We start from the raw sequence: 16,778 nt of genomic DNA on the forward strand, positions 1-16,778 counted from the left end.
TTTAACCTCATCGCTTGCACGGACTATATTATTATATTTTAAAATCCCAATTTTTAGGCTATGTAGAAAAGCATAGCCTATATCTCTCTAAATACTTTCAGTTAATATCAAGAAAAACCTAGGCCTCAACAAAAAATACCAAGATTCTAACTTAAAAGGTTGTTTTATAACTGCTTTTTTAAGTTTTATAGTACTTGCAAAAACTTTAATCAATTACCAAAAGTCTGCTATCAAAACGTCATCCATACAAATATGTTATAATAGAGGTACGATGATATTATAGGAGTTGGTTTTGAGTAAGAAAAGAATTGCAATTTTAGGTGCAGGTCCAAGCGGTTTGGCACAGTTACGTGCTTTTGAAGCGGCTCGATTAGCCGGGGTAAAGGATTTACCTGAAATAATATGTTATGAGAAGCAAAACGCCATCGGTGGTATGTGGAATTATAGTTGGCGTACTGGTTTAGATAGGAACGGTGAACCCGTTCACGGCAGTATGTATCGCTATTTATGGTCGAATGGTCCCAAAGAATGCTTAGAGTTTGCCGATTATTCATTTGACGAACACTTCGGTGAAGCCATCCCATCTTATCCGCCCCGTGAAGTCCTAAAAGACTACATCATGGGCCGTATCGATAAACAAGACATCCAAAAATATATTCGCTTTGAATGCCCCGTACGTTGGGTATCATTTGATGAAGAAACGCAAAAATTCACTGTGACAGTGATGAACCATAAAACCGACGAGCAAGAAGTTGAAGAGTTTGATTATGTCGTGGTTGCGACCGGTCATTTCTCAACGCCAAATATGCCGTATTTTGAAGGTCTAGAAGCCTTTCCAGGTCGTATTCTGCACGCGCATGATTTCCGCGACGCGCTAGAATTTAAAGATGAAGATATTTTACTGGTTGGTAGTAGCTATTCTGCCGAAGATATTGGTACGCAGTGTTACAAGTACGGTACCAAATCAGTCACCATCAGTTATCGTAGTCAACCGCTTGGTTATGAGTGGCCTGAAGGTATTAAAGAAGTGCCATTAGTGACGCATTTTGAAGACGATGTCGCGCACTTTGCCGATGGTACGAGCCAAAAATTTGACGCTATCATCATGTGTACGGGTTACTTGTTCCACTTCCCATTTATGCCAGATGAACTGCGTTTGCAGACGCACAACTGTTTATACCCAGCCAACCTTTATAAAGGTATCTTTTGGCAGCCAAATCCAAAGCTGATTTATTTGGGCATGCAAGACCAATATTTCACCTTTAATATGTTTGATGCGCAAGCGTGGTATGCACGTGATGTAATTATGGGTGATATCGAATTGCCCGATTTGGTAGCGCGTGAAGAAGACGAGCAAAAATGGCTCGCTACTTATGCTAAATGCGTGACGGTTAGTGATTCAATTGACTTTCAAGCCGCTTATATTCGTGACTTGACCAATGTTACTGATTATCCAGAATTTGCTGTTGAAAAGCAGGGCGAAATTTTAAAAGAATGGCAAAGAGATAAAGCCGAGAACATCATGACCTTTAGAGAAAAGGCCTATCGTTCTACTTTGACAGGGACAATGTCACCTGAGTTGCCAGAACCATGGTTAGAGATTCTCGACGATTCGCTTGAGCACTTTTTAAATTTAACCTTTGTTAAACCTAAAAAACGTAAAAAAGTGTCATAAGTAATAAGCATGACAAAGAAAAAACCAAATACGTTTAATAACGTATTTGGTTTTTTTATTTTTAGCTTTGGTATAAATGCCAAGCCAAATACAGCATTAGAATTCCTACCAAAGCGTCCAATATATTCCATGCTTTTGGCTTGGCAAATAGCGGTCTCAATAAGCGCGCCCCGTAGCCCAATGCAAAAAAGAAAAAGAACGAGGCACTGACCGCACCGACTGCAAATGCTAATTTGCTACTAGCACCAGTTGAAACCATGCCAACGAGCACCAATGTATCTATATAGACGTGCGGATTAAGCCAAGTAAAGCCAAAGCATAGCAACAGCGCTTTTTTTAAACTGGTAACAACTTGACCTTCGACGGTAAGCGCATGCGATAGGCGTATACTGGCATATAAGCTTTGCAGTCCATAGCCTAGCAAGAAAATAACGCCAGCGATTTTAGCGATGTTCACAACTTGTGGATATTGCGCTGTCACTGCACCAAAGCCCGCTACTCCAGCAGAGATTAAAATCGCGTCACTGACGGCACAAAATAAACAGATGAAAAATATATGTTCGCGTTTCAGTCCTTGTTTTAGCACAAAGGCGTTTTGTGAACCAATGGCGATAATCAAGGATAAACCAAGCAAAAAACCGGCGCTATAATCGTTGATATTCATGATGGTTGGCTTATCCTTTAAGAATCAAAACGGTGACGTTTGCTTACTGGCAGCGCCGAAAAAAGCTGTTAAGATAAGTGATAAAATGGTCGAATGCAATATGTGTGCTGCAATAGATGTTAAGAAGCCACCAGCGGTCAATAAAGAATAAGCGAGGAGCAGGGTAGGTCATGGTTATAAGTTTGACAAGAATGCTACAGTCATTTGGGCAAGCCCAAGATGACCTGCCAACCATCGCTGCCAAAAATGTTCAGCAAGCTGCCGCTAAAAAGGTTTCTGAAAATGAGCATCCTAAAAACGACCGCATTAACAGTGGCGATGATTCGCAACAAGTTAATGCTCAAGTCAACTCTCGAAAAATTAAATCTACAACTTCTAATGCTTCACCGCTTAACGAGCCGCAGCGTACCGAACGTATTTGTGATGCCTTAGCACAAGTAAGTGACATCCGAACGCCGACACCTTTGACCGATCGCTATCTATCTAATCGCGCCCAAATGCGCCCGACCAATAGACCTCCTTTTGACCCAGATACGTTATGGTATCTCAAACATGGACGCTGTCCGATTATGACTGAGCTAGTTGATGTGGTTGACGAAGCCACCCTAAACGCCATGCCGATTGAAGCGGTCGCCATATTAGACCGAATTAATAGTAAGCTAAAGCGCTACCGTGAGTGGAGTAGCGAGCTCAATGCTGAGCAACAACAGCAACATAATGAGCGCCAGTTTGTTATCGATAAGCTGGTGTCCGAAAGTATTCCTGAGGCGCTACATCACTATGAGCAGCTACAACGTTTTAGCCCTCATCGTACTAAGAATAATGTCGTCCAAGGAAAAATGACCGCAGGCGATATGCTTACTGACTTGTTTTTAGAAATTGATTACGAGCTTGATGAGTTACTAGACGAATTACATCAAACAGTGATGAATAAACTGGCTTCAACGCACCGTTATGTCAAAAGCCGTACGCAAAGTTAGTGTGCTTTTAGAAGGTTTTATTGAAAATCAGTTATCATCATTAAACACAATCGGCTCAATACATAACAATATAAGGCTTTAATACAGCCTTATCTTTTTGTTTAATAATAACCATTGAGTATTTCCTAAAATAACAATAATTTTGCCAAAAGTTTTTACTAAATATTTTTTCTAAACAACAAGGATACCCTAATGACCCAAGTGACTGCGATGTTCGTGATGTTTATTTTATATGGTGTGTTGCCAGCAGCTGGGTTGTACCTTGGATATCGTGGTATCAAAAAAGTCACAGCACCCAAAATGCTTGAGTATAAAGCGATGCCGCAATTGGGTTATATTCCTGAAAAAAGCTTACCTGTTGAGGTCAAAGCAGCGCTTGATCAAATCAATGACAAAGGCGAAAAGCTGCGTGTCATTTATGGCGATACCAATAACGATGGCAAAATCGATGATAAAGATACTGTCAATGAAACCTATGTCATGATTCAAAATCTAATGGATAGGCATGTGCCACTAGCGGTGGCTGACTATCGCCGTTTGCATGACTTAGATGTGGGGGATGGCGCACTTGCTGACACGACTAAAATTAAGCACTCTGATGTCACGGGTAAAGAAGCGCTATTAGAAGTGCTTAGGACAATTAATACCCAGTTTGATGACTTGCTAAACGCCTCTTATCATCAAGATGGGCAAAAGCTGCTTGCGACCAATCGATATTTACAGCAGCGTTTCAATAGTTCTGCGGATAATCAAGAGGTTCAAAAGCTTACCAACAGTGAGGATACTGTTAATAGTAATGTAGATATCAAAGCGATTGATAGTCCAACTGATAGCAGAAGCGAGAGCAACACTGAACATATTAAACTGTAAATGCTCAGTCTCATGATTAAACGATAAAGAGTAAGTAAGTGTCTATGAGTATTTTAATCGGTATTGGGATTGTGACGACGGTAACTACCATTTATTTAGGTAGAAAGAGCTGGCACGCATTGCATAAAATGGTCGGCATTACCCCAGGCGTGCTGACATATCAGGATGATAATGCACCATTATCGTTAACTTCTATCAATTGGCAGCAGCTAAATTTAAATAAAAAGCACTTAAAAGTTTTGCCAAATAATCAGCTACTTCAATTACAGCGTATCGATGAAAAGGTCAGCAATTATCAATCTTATCACAAAACACTACAAGCTCAGAATAAAACGCCTGCCGTCATAGAGCAGCAGTTTGTGTTAAATAAAATGTTGCATACTCGGCTGCCCGAAATGTTGGTCAGTCATTATCAGCTAGTAAATATGAATAGAATTAATAATGAGTCGAATCAGCAAAAAAAAGCTGAAGCCAGTGAATTGTTGCAAGAGGCATTAGATAATATAGAGCATCGTCTAGATGACCTATTAAAGCAAATAGAGGTTCAGCAACTGCAAGAGTTACGAGTGATGAACAACTATATTAATAGCCATGATAGCTAAGGCTTAAGTTAGTAGGGTTATTAAGAAACAAATAAAAAAGCGATCAATGAATGAATCATTGACCGCTTTTCTATTATTAACTATAAATTTATAAAAAATTTACAGGGATTTCAAACTAACGCTTATCATTGCGGTCACGAGTATTACGTGTACCGCGACTGGCAGGGCTACCGCTACTTTTTGGTTTAGCGCTACTACTAGTGTTATTACGATTATCGCCACGAGTGTCCGTACGACGTGCTTTAAGCGGCTTGTTTTTAATACGCTCTTGCTTCTCTTTAGCTGCACCATGCAGACCAGTACCATGACGTGGACGCAAGCTCACCAAATCCGTCAAAGTATTAATTTCTTTTTTATCGAGCTCTAAGAAACGACCGGTACGTAGCTCTTTTGGTAAGACAATCGTACCGTAACGTGTACGCAGCAAACGGCTCACTTTAAGACCTTGTGATTCAAACAAACGACGTACTTCGCGGTTACGACCTTCTTTTAGCCTGACGTGATACCACTTATTGACGCCTTCGCCGCCGCCTTCTTTGATATCTTCAAACTGCGCCATGCCATCTTCTAACATGACGCCAGACGTTAACGTACGAGCGATATCTGGTGTCACTTCACCAAGCACACGCACGGCATATTCACGTGTCACTTCGCTAGAGGGATGCATCAGGCGATGCGCCATTTCACCATCATTGGTAAACAATAGCAAACCAGTAGAATTAATATCCAAGCGGCCAACCATTACCCAGCGGTCATGAGTCAGCTTTGGTAAGCGTTCAAATACCGTTGGACGACCTTCTGGATCATTAGCAGAACAGACTTCGCCCTCAGGCTTGTAATAGGCTAAAACGCGACGACGCTTTTCATTTTCGGCAGTGTATTTGATCTGACGACCATCAACACGAATCTCATCGCCTTGTTCGACACGGTCGCCGATAGTCGCAGGACCATTATTAACGGTTACGCGACCTGCTTTAATTACTTCTTCCATCTGACGACGTGAGCCAAGTCCCATACGGGCGAGGGCTTTTTGGAGTTTTTCATCTTTCATAACGATTTCCTTGAATCGGTGGGTTCACATTTCTCAATGTGTAAATTTGGACTGAATATTATACGCTATTTATATAAGTTATGTTTAATAGAAGTTTCTTTAAGACTAACTATGGTGTAATAAACTTCCGTTTATATAGTTAAGTGCTATGCATCATGAATCAATTTAGTATTCATAAAAGTTAAATCTAACTAAATGTTACTCTTAAGTAGATTTCACCAAAAAATTTACCTTATCTGTTCAATCTTTAACCACCTATGTTATTATGGCTTTGTTTTTTGTGCATAGTATGTGCGTTTTAGTATGGCTGTCTTTTTTCTCATTGCTAGACATTACTTATATCTATGATTTATAAAGGTCTTTTTATGTTTTTCAATTCATCAAAGCTATTAAGTGTAAAGTGTCTGTTAATGATTAGTTTGGTTTCAGGCTGTACTAGCATTAATGCTGGGCTACAAGCGGGTGAATTACCCCCTAATGGGGCATTCATTGCTGAAAACGGTTTGCATTTTAATATTCAACCTTTGAATTTAGCAACGTTACCGCCAAAACAGGCAGTGATGCCAAATGCCAATTTAGCACAGTTAATAAGAAATTCTGGTCGGGCAGAATATCGTATTTCTGAAGGCGATATTCTTAGTATTATACTCACAGGCTATCCAAACATAACACCTCTAGCAGCAAGTGATAGCAGCAATCCTTATGTTTCAGGCTTCCCTGTTGATCAACAAGGTTTTGTTCAGTTTCCATTGGTTGGACGTATTAAAGCTAGTGGTATGAGTGTGCCGCAATTTACAGCGAACTTACAAAAACAACTTCAACGCTATCTTAAGTATTCAGACCCACAGGTTAAAATTGTAGACTACCGTGGCAATAAGTTTTTTATTGATGGGGCCGTTAAGCAGCCGGGCGAATTTACAATTGCTGATGCGCCAGTTTCGTTATATGGTGCTATTTCTATGGCAGGTGGCGCTACTTCTACCGGCGACTCGAATAATATTGTGTTTAACCGCAAAGGGGTAAGCTACAATATAGGGTTACAATCGTTACGTCAGCTAGGGACGTCGGCTAATCAGATTTATCTGCAAGATGGTGACTCTATTCATGTAAACAGCCAAGACCGTAATAAGGTATATGTCTTAGGAGAATTTGGTCGTGTAGAGCCTGTGCCTATTTTAGAGCAAGGTATTAGTTTAGCGCAGGTGCTTGGTGAATCAAAAGGTCTAGATTCTAATACTGCTAACGCTGCCAAAATATATGTGGTACGTGATAACCTCAATACTAGAACGACAGATATTTACTATGTAGATATGCAAACCATTACCAGTTTCGCGCTTGCCAATCGGTTCGAGATGCAGGCCAATGACATTGTTTACGTTGACCCAACTGGCTTGACACGTTGGAATCGCGTTATCAGTGCAATACTACCATCAACCTCAGCAGTTGGTATTCTTTCAGGCTTATAGGTAATAATAGTTATGGCATTTGATAATATTTTAGTTGTATGCGTTGGTAATATTTGTCGTAGCCCAATGGCAGAAGCGCTATTAAGACAGCGTTTTCCCAACAAAGATATTGATTCTGCCGGTGTTGGTGCTTTAGTCGGGCATCCTGCGGATCCTGCTGCCCTAGAAATTATGGCTAAACAAGATATCGACATAACTAGTCATATTGCAAAACAAATCGATGAAAATTTAGCAAAAACAGCCGATATTATTTTTACTATGTCAGATGGTCAAACAAAATGGATAGAAGAGCGCTGGCCGTTTTGCCGTGGTAAAACCTTTAAGCTGGGTCATTGGATGAACAAAGATATTGCGGATCCTTATAAGCATGAGATGAGTGCTTTTAAAACAGCATACCAAGATATTGTTGATAGTCTCGAGCAGTGGACAGATAAAGTTAATTAAGTGTTCGGTTCGAAATTATAGATAGTAGTAATTATTAACTCCTCTGCTACAAAGTGATTAACCTTAAGCGATGAATATATAAATATGAATACAGATTCACAAAAAATATCGAAGCCTATTAACGATAACGCTAATAATAGTGATAATGACGAAATTGATCTAATGGCGCTATTATTGGCGTTATTACGTGGATGGAAAGTTATTTTATTCTTCATATTGCTAGGATTAGTTCTTGGTATACTTTATAGTCGCTATGTTAATCCTACCTATCGATCTGATGCTCTGATTCAAATTGATGAAAAGTCATCAGGTCTGCCAGCTCTGGGTGAGAATATCTCTGATTTGTTAGGCTCGGAAAATAGTAAAGCACAGACTGAAGCTGAGCTGATTCGTTCAAGAATGATTTTGGAGCCGGTAGTCAATCAACTACATTTACGTATCCAACTAGCCGATCTTGATGTTAGTGCTATTGACAAAATAATAAATGATCGTACTCATACACAAATAAATGCACCCGAAGGCGTTTCTCTAAAAACAGCAGAAGGTCAAGTGCAGGTTAGCGAATTCAACGTCTCACAAGCCTATCTAAACCAACCTTTTACTATAAACCGAGTGGGTACTGGATTTGTCCTAACTAACGGTTTTGACGACTTTAAAGGGAAGCTTAACCAGCCACAGAAATTCAGCGGCGTAGACGGTCAGATTCATATTACCGTCAATGACTTACCAGCTGATGGTCATGCTATCCGTATCACTAAACAGTCATTGCAGACGACTACTGATGATATTAATAAATCACTATCAGTTGTTGAAAAAGGTAAGCAAACAGGTATTATCGAGCTTTCGATGACTGGCGCTAATCAGCAGCAAACGAGTATGATACTTAAGGATATTATCCTATCATACATAGGTCAGAACCAATCTCGCGGCTCTGAGGAGACGAACAAAACAATCAAGTTTATGGAGACCCAAATTCCTATTCTTAAGAAAAAACTTGAGGATGCAGAAGGGGTTTTCAATGAGTTCCGTAAAAAGTATGGCACTATCGATGTCGCAAAAGAAGCTGAGCTATTACTTACTGAGAATTCTAATATTGATGTACAGCTAAATGAGCTAAAACTTAAAAAAGCCGATTTGACAACTTATTATACCGAAGAGCATCCTCTAGTTATTCAGATCGATGAGCAATTAAAAGTATTGAACGATAGAAAGCAGGATATCGACGATACAATTGCAGGTTTACCTGAATTACAAAGAGAGTTTCTGAAATTATCACAAGATACTGAAATTAACAGAGAGATTTACTTAACTCTACTCAAAAACTATCAGCAATTGCAAATTGCTAAAGCAGGTCAACTAGGTTTTGCCCGAATTGTTGATTTACCAATCAGTACTTATAAAGCCATTGCTCCAAAGAAACTGTTAATTATTACATTGGCAGCACTATTGGGCGCTATGCTTGGGGCTATGTTGGTTCTTATTAAAAATATGCTAAGAAATGTTGTCAAAGACCCTGAGCGTTTAGAGGCCAAGACTGGTGTACCTGTGGTAGCGACGGTCCCACGTTCTCCATTATTGACGAGATTACGCCAGAACAAGAAAGCCCCTAATAGACTATTGGCTTATGTGGATAATAATAGCTTAAGTTATGAGGCTATTAAAAGCTTAAGAACGAATCTGATGTTTGGTATGCCAGCACAAGGTCGAGCAGGTCAACGCGCCAAAGTTATTCTGATTACCGGTGAGAGTCCTGGTGTTGGTAAATCCTTTATATCGTCTAACTTAACTGAGGTATTTGCCCAGTTGGATAAAAAAGTCCTGATTATAGATGCCGATATGCGCTTGGGTGAGCTGCATAAGATGTTTAGTATGAGTCAGGATAATGGTCTAGGGGATTATTTATCACAAGATAAGACACATTTATCTAAAGATAATGCTCAAGTCTCACAAGTTGTTGACAGTCAAGCGCTGAGTAATTTAGCAAGCTTTATCCATGCGACTGGTATAGATAATATTGACTTCATGCCACGAGGTCAGCACCCACGTAATCCGGCATCATTATTGGCTAATGGCAGTTTCGATCATTTAATGGCAGAACTAAACTTGCATTATGACTATATTATTATCGACTCACCACCGATTTTAGCTGCTTCTGATGCCATGATTCTATCCCAGTATGCAGATAAAGTGTTGATGGTGGCTCGCTACGATAAGTCTATAGAAGGTCAGGTGGTGTATGCGATCAATCAGATGAATAAAGCCAATATCAAAGTGGACGGTATTATCTTAAATGATGTACAGCAGGGATTACTAAGTAAGTACAGCTATCATTATAGTTATGCCTATGGCAATAATAACTAAGGGTAAGTTGGTAAATATATAATGTTTCAAATATTAATGCTTGAATAAAACAGTTGTTTGTTATGTCAATAGACCCATTAGTCTCATCCAAATCCCATAATACTAAAGCTATAATATCTACTGGTCTTGCTGAGCGTAGCGCTAAGTTTTTGCTTAGCCTACCTAGAAGTATTAAGCGTAGTATCTTAATGTTGGCTGACTTTATCATGTCAGCTGTTTGTTTATTTTTTGCAATTTCAGCAAGATATGGATATATAGACCATCATGTCAGCTTATTAGTAATAAGTCTGAGTGCGTTGATCCCAGTCTTATGCTTATACGCTATTGGATTTTACAATGGCGTGGCTAGAGGCTTTTTCGATGCAATGATGAGTAGTGTGTTGCAGCTATTCTTTGTGCTCATAATTATCGCCCAAACCATTCTTTATTTTAAACTCCTTCCTGATTTACCACGTGCTGTACCCATTTTATATTTATTTCTATTCTTTATTTGGTTATGGAATAGTAGGCTTACCATTCGTGAACTTTTAACGCGGCTACAAGGTAAAAATCAGAGCCGTATTAGGAATGAAAATGGTTATGACAATATCGTTATTTACGGTGCGGGAGAGGCCGGTCGAGATTTATTAGAAGGCTTAAGAAACTCTCATAAATATAATGTCATGGCTTATATTGATGATGATCCACAGCTTACCGGTGCTTATTTACTCGGCAAAAAGATTTATCCTGCTCATGAGTTAGTAAGTTTAGTAGAAGAGTTAGATATTGCGCAAGTATTTCTGGCTATACCTTCTATTAGCCGCGCGCAAAAAAGACAGATTATAGATAAGCTCTCAGGCATTGCTATAAAAATAAAAGAATTGCCCAGCTTAGAGGAAATCGCTGACGAAAAAGTAACCGTTAGTAGTATGCGTAAGGTGGATATCTTAGATGTCTTAGATCGGCAGACTGTCGAACCTGATGTTTTATTATTGCAAAAAAATATCAGCAGTAAATGTGTGCTGGTTACTGGCGCAGGTGGTTCCATCGGTAGTGAATTATGCCGTCAAGTAATCAAGAACCAGCCCAAATGTCTTGTACTTTATGAGCTGTCCGAGTTTGCGCTGTATAGTATCCATCAAGAGCTAAGCATCAAACAAGCCAATACCCCAGCGTATAAAGATATTAAAATCTTTGCGGTGATCGGTAACGTCACCAATGAATCGAACCTACTTAGAATACTGAAACTTCATAATATACAAACGGTTTATCATGCAGCCGCCTATAAACATGTACCTATGGTAGAGCATAATCCGTTTGAAGGGGTTATTAATAATACTAAAGGTACTTATCACTGCGCCCGAGCGGCTATCCAAGCCAATGTCGAAACTTTCGTACTTATATCGACCGATAAAGCAGTAAGACCGACCAACGTGATGGGTGCCTCTAAACGCTTGGCAGAACTGGTCTGCCAAGCATTAAGCCAGACAGATAGCCAAACCTGTATCAGTATGGTGCGTTTTGGTAATGTCCTAGGCTCATCAGGCTCTGTAGTACCGTTATTTACCAAGCAGATAGAACAAGGTAAACCAATTACAGTGACCCATCCTAATGTGACTCGTTATTTTATGACGATTCCAGAGGCGGCAAACTTGGTTATCCAAGCAGGTGCAATGGCATCAGGCGGTGAAGTATTTGTGCTTGATATGGGCGACCCGGTCAAAATCGTTGACTTGGCACAGCGAATGATTCATTTAAGTGGTTTTGATATAAAAGATGCTGCCCATCCTGAAGGTGATATCGAAGTAATCTTTACAGGGCTTAGAGCCGGAGAAAAGCTCTATGAGGAGTTGATTATTGGTGAGGATAACGTCGAATCCACTGATCATCCGCTTATCATGCAAGCGATAGAGCATAGCTTTCCATTGGAGAATCTTGAGTCAGTACTGTTTGAGCTTAATGAAAAGCAAAAAGAATTCGATGTGGTTTGGCTAAAGCAGCAATTTAAGCAGTTTGTAGAAGGCTATCAGGATAACATTCCAGATCCAAAACACAGTTGTGAAAGTCAATAATTTTATAGGGTTATCATTTAGTTTTGTAATGTGAGTAAAAATGATTATATTATAAGATTTTTTACTAATTCTAAAAATTATTTTTGAATTTAAAATCAGTGTATGTAGGGTAATATAAATATGTCGCCATTTAGAAAAAATTTAGCATATTTAATATTTGCTCAAGGATTAAATTATTTAATACCATTATTGATATTTCCATATTTGGCACGAATACTAGGAGCAGTTAATTTTGGAAAATTATCGTTTGCTACTACTATTGTATTGTACTGCTGTATATGTATAGATTTTGGATTTATATTTAGTGCAACAAAAAAAATAGCAGAGCTAAATAGAAAAAATTTACCTATAAATCAAGTTTTTTGGGACGTTTTATTTGCAAAGTTAGTTATATTTTTAATCGTACTATTGGTTGTTTTTATAATTGGCTTTACTAATGAAAAGATAAATGATGTATTTAATATAGTAATTGTATTAATACCACAGATGATTGCATCATTAATATTCCCATTATGGTATTTTCAAGCTATTGAAAATATAAAGATAATATTATTATCCCAAGTGATAGCTAAGCTCAGCATTCTTCCTTTAACATTTATTTTAGTCAAAAATAGTAATGATGTTCTTATAGCAGCTATTATTCAATCAATGGCATTTCTAATAGCAGCTTCTTTATCTTGGATATACATTTTCAAAAATTCAGATATATCTAAACCCAACACTAATGTATTTAATAATTTTTTAGTAGAGATAAAAGATTCCAGCGCTTTCTTTTTAGGGGGTTTAGCGATTAGTGTTTATACGATTAGTACTCCTATTCTAATAGGTTTTGCCTCTTCGAACTATGAGGTTGGCATTTATAGTGCAGCCGATAAATTTAGAGCCGCAATAGCGGGTATTTTTATAATTACTGGTGGAGCAATATTTCCAAGAGTTAATATTCTTTTTATAGAAAATAGAGCAAGTGCATTTCTTTTTCTTAAAAAAATACTAATGGTTCAAGTTATAATTTTAGTATTTACTTGTATACTATATATAAAGTTTGGTCCCAGTATCATAGGGATAATCCTCGGGAGTACATACAGTGAATCAGCAAAATTAACTAACCCTTTAGCTGTAGCATTATTTTGTTCAGTTATATCTGTAATACTATGTAATTATATTTTAATTCCCTTAGGTCATAAAAGCTTATATTATAAGATCCCACTTATAGTATGTATACTACATGTAATATATACTTGGCTTCTAATTAAATCTTTCGGATCTTATGGAGCTTCTTTAGGAATTGCCATAAGTGAGATTGTCACAATATTATTATTATTAGTTTTTTGTATTAAATACGGTTATTTAAAAGAACTAATACTTGCCAAATAATTTAAGATCAAGAATACAAGGTTAGGTATTTAATTATGAAGAAAATAGCTTATTGCATAATGGCATATGATGATATAAATCATTTACAACAGCTTATAAATGCTCTTGGGAAAAATTGCGAAATGTTTATTCATATTGATGGCTATGTTGATGATTCAGAGTTTGTAAATACTATAAAAAATTCAAATGTTCATTTTCTATTTCCGCGAATAAAAATCTCTTGGGCAGGTATCTCTATGGTAGATACTATGATTGCTTTGCTTAGGCAAGCTATTAAATTTGACGCTGATTTTTCTCATTATATATTTTTATCTGGCAGTTGTTATCCTATAAAATCTGAGTCTTATATTAAAAGTATTTTTAATAGTAATATTGATAAGAGTTTTATAAAATTTATAGATTCAAAGAGCCATCCTACATATGTTAAGCAAGTAAAATTTAAGTATATTATGGACAACCCTTTTCGTAAAAGAAATAGGGTAACTCATAATATACTTAGGGTTGTGAGAAGAATTTCTTTACATACTAAGATAAGAAATAAATGGAGAGACGATATTGTTGCATATAAAGGAAGCCAGTGGGTAGCTTTAAGTGATGAATGTGGCAGATATGTTATAGACTACCACGATAATAACCCATGGTTTAGACAAATGTTTAAGCATACCTATGCTCCTGACGAATATTACATTCATACTATTTTAGGTAATTCTAAACTATCTAAAAAATGTACAGGATTGCAAGATTTCAAATATTATGGCTTGGATTATTTATCAAATATCCATATTGTTCATATATCATTAGCAAAATGGTACTCTATTAGAGATTGGGAAGAAATAAAAAATTCTGAAAAAATCTTTGTTAGGAAAGTGAGAAGTGCTGATGGTTCAGAGCTGGTTGATAAAATAAATTTAGAATTTTCGTTCAACGGTGAAAATAAATGAATGGTATTTTCTTTGTATACCTAGTATTAATGTTTTTTTCGTTAGTGGAAATTTCTAATGTAAATAAGAATATAAAATATTTCCTATGGTTGTTAAGTTCATTATTAATAATATTTGTTTTAGGTTTCGGCTATAAAGTTGGAGTTGACTGGGTAGGATATAAGGATAACTATATTCTTACTGATGATATTGATAGTTTTGAAGTTTTATATAATTACTCTGTAAAAATACTTTCCCCCCATATTAGCTTTTGGTTTTTTGCCATAGTTATTAAAGTTGCTAACATCGTTTTGCTGCTAATGGTTTTTAAGAGATATTCTAAGTTACCAATACTAGCAGCAACTGTATTTTTTGCGCTAGCTTATCCGTTTATTAATGACGTATTGAGACAGCTGCTAGCTTCAATAGTTTTGTTATCCGCTTTCTGTTTATATAAAAAATATCCTAATGCGATTTTTATAATTTTATCAAGTGGCTTTCACAGTTCAGCTATACTTCTGCTTACAGGGAAAATAAGAATATTAAATATAAGATCGAAAAAAAATATATTTATTATGATAGCTACGGCTTTGTTAGTTGCAGTAATATTGGGTGTACTTATTTCAGTAGCTTTACCTTATTTATTGAATGGTTCAGCATCAGAGAAAATTGAGTTTTACTCATCTAGCTCAACTATAGCAAATGTATATTCTAGTGTTACAAGAATTGGCATGTATTGTTTAGCCCTCTACTTTCAAAGAAAGGTAGCTTCTGATAGTAACGATGCCGAAGATTACATATATAGATCAACATTACTACTACTGTTGATTGAAATTGCATCATTAGGCCTACCTATTTTAGCTCAAAGGTTTAGGCTGTATTTACTTCCATTTGTATTGATTGCACTAACAAATGGAATTTATAAAGTAATAAATTCTAAAAAAGTATTAATGATTATTTTAGTTTTAACCTATGTTAGTATATCTTTGCATAGGTTTCTTCATGGAACCTTTGAAATGCACTATCAACTCAAGATGAATATATTAGTTCAGTACTTCTTAGGTTTTCCACCAAATAACTGGGAGTCAGATGCCTATAATTATTGGATATATAGAGATTGATATTGTTTTTTAATTCTAAATTTTTTTAGAAATATAAGTATGTTAACTATAGTTTTTAATATGGAAATTTGGTCGTATTATATGAGTAAAAAAATATTAATTAATGCTTCTAATCTGCATAATGGTGGAGGAGTACAAGTTGCGATATCTTTTCTATACGAAATGTCATTATTGAAATCTGAGTTATCAAATTTTCATATAGTTGTATCTAGTGAAGTTGCAGATGGACTTAATAGATTAAATACTAAAGTTTTAGTTTTTGATCAATACGATATTATAGATGTTTTTGGTATAAAAGCTTTTAACTCTAATTTAAACAAAAGAATAAAGTACTATGACACGGTTTTTACAATTTTTGGTCCGAATTATTTAAGGGTTAAAGCTCAGAATGAAATAGTTGGTTTTGCCCAACCATGGATTTTAAACTTTGATAACCCTATTTCAAAAAGAATGAAGCCTCTTAAGCGAATTGAGCTACGTTTAAAATTTAGTTTACAGTGGCTATTTTTCCTTAGATCAGATCACTATATAGTCGAATTAGACCATGTGCGAGATAAGCTTGTTTCTCTGAAAGGTGTTGATTCTAATAAAATTAGTATTATTCATAATACAGTATCTTCTTTATATTATGATAAAAGTGAGTGGAAGCATGTTTCAATTCAGAAGAGCAATGAAGCCATTTCTTTAGGGTTTTTAACTAGAGACTACCCTCATAAAAATTTAGATATATTGCCTGCGGTTGCCGAGGTACTCCAACTTCATCACAATCTTAGTGTGCGTTTCTATACCACACTGAACGATTTTGAATGGGTGAGTAAAGATGCATTTTTTAAAAAATACGTTTCATCAGTGGGATCTCTAGCCCCAGATCAATGTCCTTCTTTTTATGAGCAGCTAGATGGAGTAATATTTCCAAGTTTATTAGAGTGTTTTTCTGCCACACCACTAGAAGCGATGGCTATGGAAAAACCTCTATTTGCATCCGACAGAGGGTTTGTACGTGATGTATGTGGTAATCATGCTACTTACTTCAATCCATTAGATGCTGATGATATCGCTACCAAAATTGCTGAGTTCTATAAATCTGATAAGGTAGATGCTAATAATCTAAGGGAGGCTAGAAATCATGCCCTCAGTTTCTCAACAGCCAAAGATAGAGCTGAAAAGTATTTAGAAATCATTCATAAACACTTATAAGA

14 protein-coding genes are annotated in these 16,778 nt (G+C 36.8%); 12 read left to right on the forward strand and 2 right to left on the reverse strand.

Translation table 11 applies throughout. The annotated features are described in order from the left end of the window. Positions 1-292 precede the first annotated feature (292 nt). Entirely contained in the window at positions 293-1,675 is a 1,383-nt protein-coding gene (locus JMX13_RS08255) for an NAD(P)-binding domain-containing protein (protein ID WP_201612046.1), read from the forward strand. Between the two features lie 61 nt (positions 1,676-1,736). Here the strand turns inward: JMX13_RS08255 and JMX13_RS08260 are convergent, their stop codons facing one another. Continuing rightward, the gene (locus tag JMX13_RS08260; protein ID WP_201612047.1) at positions 1,737-2,339 is read right to left on the reverse strand and encodes a LysE/ArgO family amino acid transporter; all 603 of its coding nucleotides are present in this window, start codon (positions 2,337-2,339) and stop codon (positions 1,737-1,739) included. Positions 2,340-2,509: 170 nt separating this feature from the next. On the opposite strand from JMX13_RS08260, the gene JMX13_RS08265 reads away from it, so the two are divergent. From JMX13_RS08265 to JMX13_RS08275, 3 genes are all read left to right on the forward strand, one after another. After that, positions 2,510-3,319 carry a hypothetical protein gene (locus JMX13_RS08265; protein WP_227686258.1) on the forward strand — a complete coding sequence of 270 codons (810 nt, stop codon included), beginning with the start codon at positions 2,510-2,512 and terminating at the stop codon, positions 3,317-3,319. A gap of 192 nt (positions 3,320-3,511) precedes the next feature. Next, the gene (locus JMX13_RS08270; protein WP_227686259.1) at positions 3,512-4,189 is read left to right on the forward strand and encodes a hypothetical protein; all 678 of its coding nucleotides are present in this window, start codon (positions 3,512-3,514) and stop codon (positions 4,187-4,189) included. Between the two features lie 44 nt (positions 4,190-4,233). Beyond that, complete coding sequence (locus tag JMX13_RS08275) at positions 4,234-4,791, forward strand: hypothetical protein (RefSeq protein WP_201612048.1); 558 nt, start codon at positions 4,234-4,236, stop codon at positions 4,789-4,791. Between the two features lie 115 nt (positions 4,792-4,906). Here the strand turns inward: JMX13_RS08275 and rluB are convergent, their stop codons facing one another. Continuing rightward, positions 4,907-5,842, reverse strand: a complete 936-nt coding sequence (rluB, locus tag JMX13_RS08280; protein ID WP_201612049.1) for a 23S rRNA pseudouridine(2605) synthase RluB — start codon at positions 5,840-5,842, stop codon at positions 4,907-4,909. A gap of 410 nt (positions 5,843-6,252) precedes the next feature. Between rluB and JMX13_RS08285 the strand changes: the two genes are divergently transcribed. From JMX13_RS08285 to JMX13_RS08320, 8 genes are all read left to right on the forward strand, one after another. After that, positions 6,253-7,308 carry a polysaccharide biosynthesis/export family protein gene (locus JMX13_RS08285; RefSeq protein WP_227686260.1) on the forward strand — a complete coding sequence of 352 codons (1,056 nt, stop codon included), beginning with the start codon at positions 6,253-6,255 and terminating at the stop codon, positions 7,306-7,308. Positions 7,309-7,320: 12 nt separating this feature from the next. After that, positions 7,321-7,752: a low molecular weight protein-tyrosine-phosphatase gene (locus JMX13_RS08290; protein WP_201612051.1), complete on the forward strand. Its 432-nt coding sequence runs from the start codon at positions 7,321-7,323 to the stop codon at positions 7,750-7,752. Between the two features lie 84 nt (positions 7,753-7,836). After that, positions 7,837-10,113, forward strand: a complete 2,277-nt coding sequence (locus tag JMX13_RS08295) for a GNVR domain-containing protein (RefSeq protein ID WP_201612052.1) — start codon at positions 7,837-7,839, stop codon at positions 10,111-10,113. A 62-nt stretch (positions 10,114-10,175) separates the two neighbouring features. After that, positions 10,176-12,164, forward strand: coding sequence for a nucleoside-diphosphate sugar epimerase/dehydratase (locus tag JMX13_RS08300; protein ID WP_201612053.1), 1,989 nt, complete (start codon positions 10,176-10,178; stop codon positions 12,162-12,164). Between the two features lie 120 nt (positions 12,165-12,284). After that, positions 12,285-13,538, forward strand: a complete 1,254-nt coding sequence (locus JMX13_RS08305) for a flippase (protein ID WP_201612054.1) — start codon at positions 12,285-12,287, stop codon at positions 13,536-13,538. Between the two features lie 35 nt (positions 13,539-13,573). Further along, positions 13,574-14,479: a beta-1,6-N-acetylglucosaminyltransferase gene (locus JMX13_RS08310; protein WP_201612055.1), complete on the forward strand. Its 906-nt coding sequence runs from the start codon at positions 13,574-13,576 to the stop codon at positions 14,477-14,479. Beyond that, on the forward strand, positions 14,476-15,579 hold the full coding sequence (locus JMX13_RS08315) for an EpsG family protein (protein WP_201612056.1): 1,104 nt from the start codon (positions 14,476-14,478) through the stop codon (positions 15,577-15,579). Before JMX13_RS08310 ends, JMX13_RS08315 begins: the two co-directional genes overlap by 4 nt. A gap of 81 nt (positions 15,580-15,660) precedes the next feature. Next, a complete protein-coding gene (locus JMX13_RS08320) occupies positions 15,661-16,776 on the forward strand; it encodes a glycosyltransferase (protein WP_201612057.1) in 1,116 nt (371 codons plus the stop codon). The last annotated feature ends 2 nt before the right edge of the window (positions 16,777-16,778 follow it).

This window comes from Psychrobacter immobilis, from assembly GCF_904846285.1.
GTDB classification, from domain to species: Bacteria; Pseudomonadota; Gammaproteobacteria; order Pseudomonadales; family Moraxellaceae; genus Psychrobacter; species Psychrobacter immobilis_D.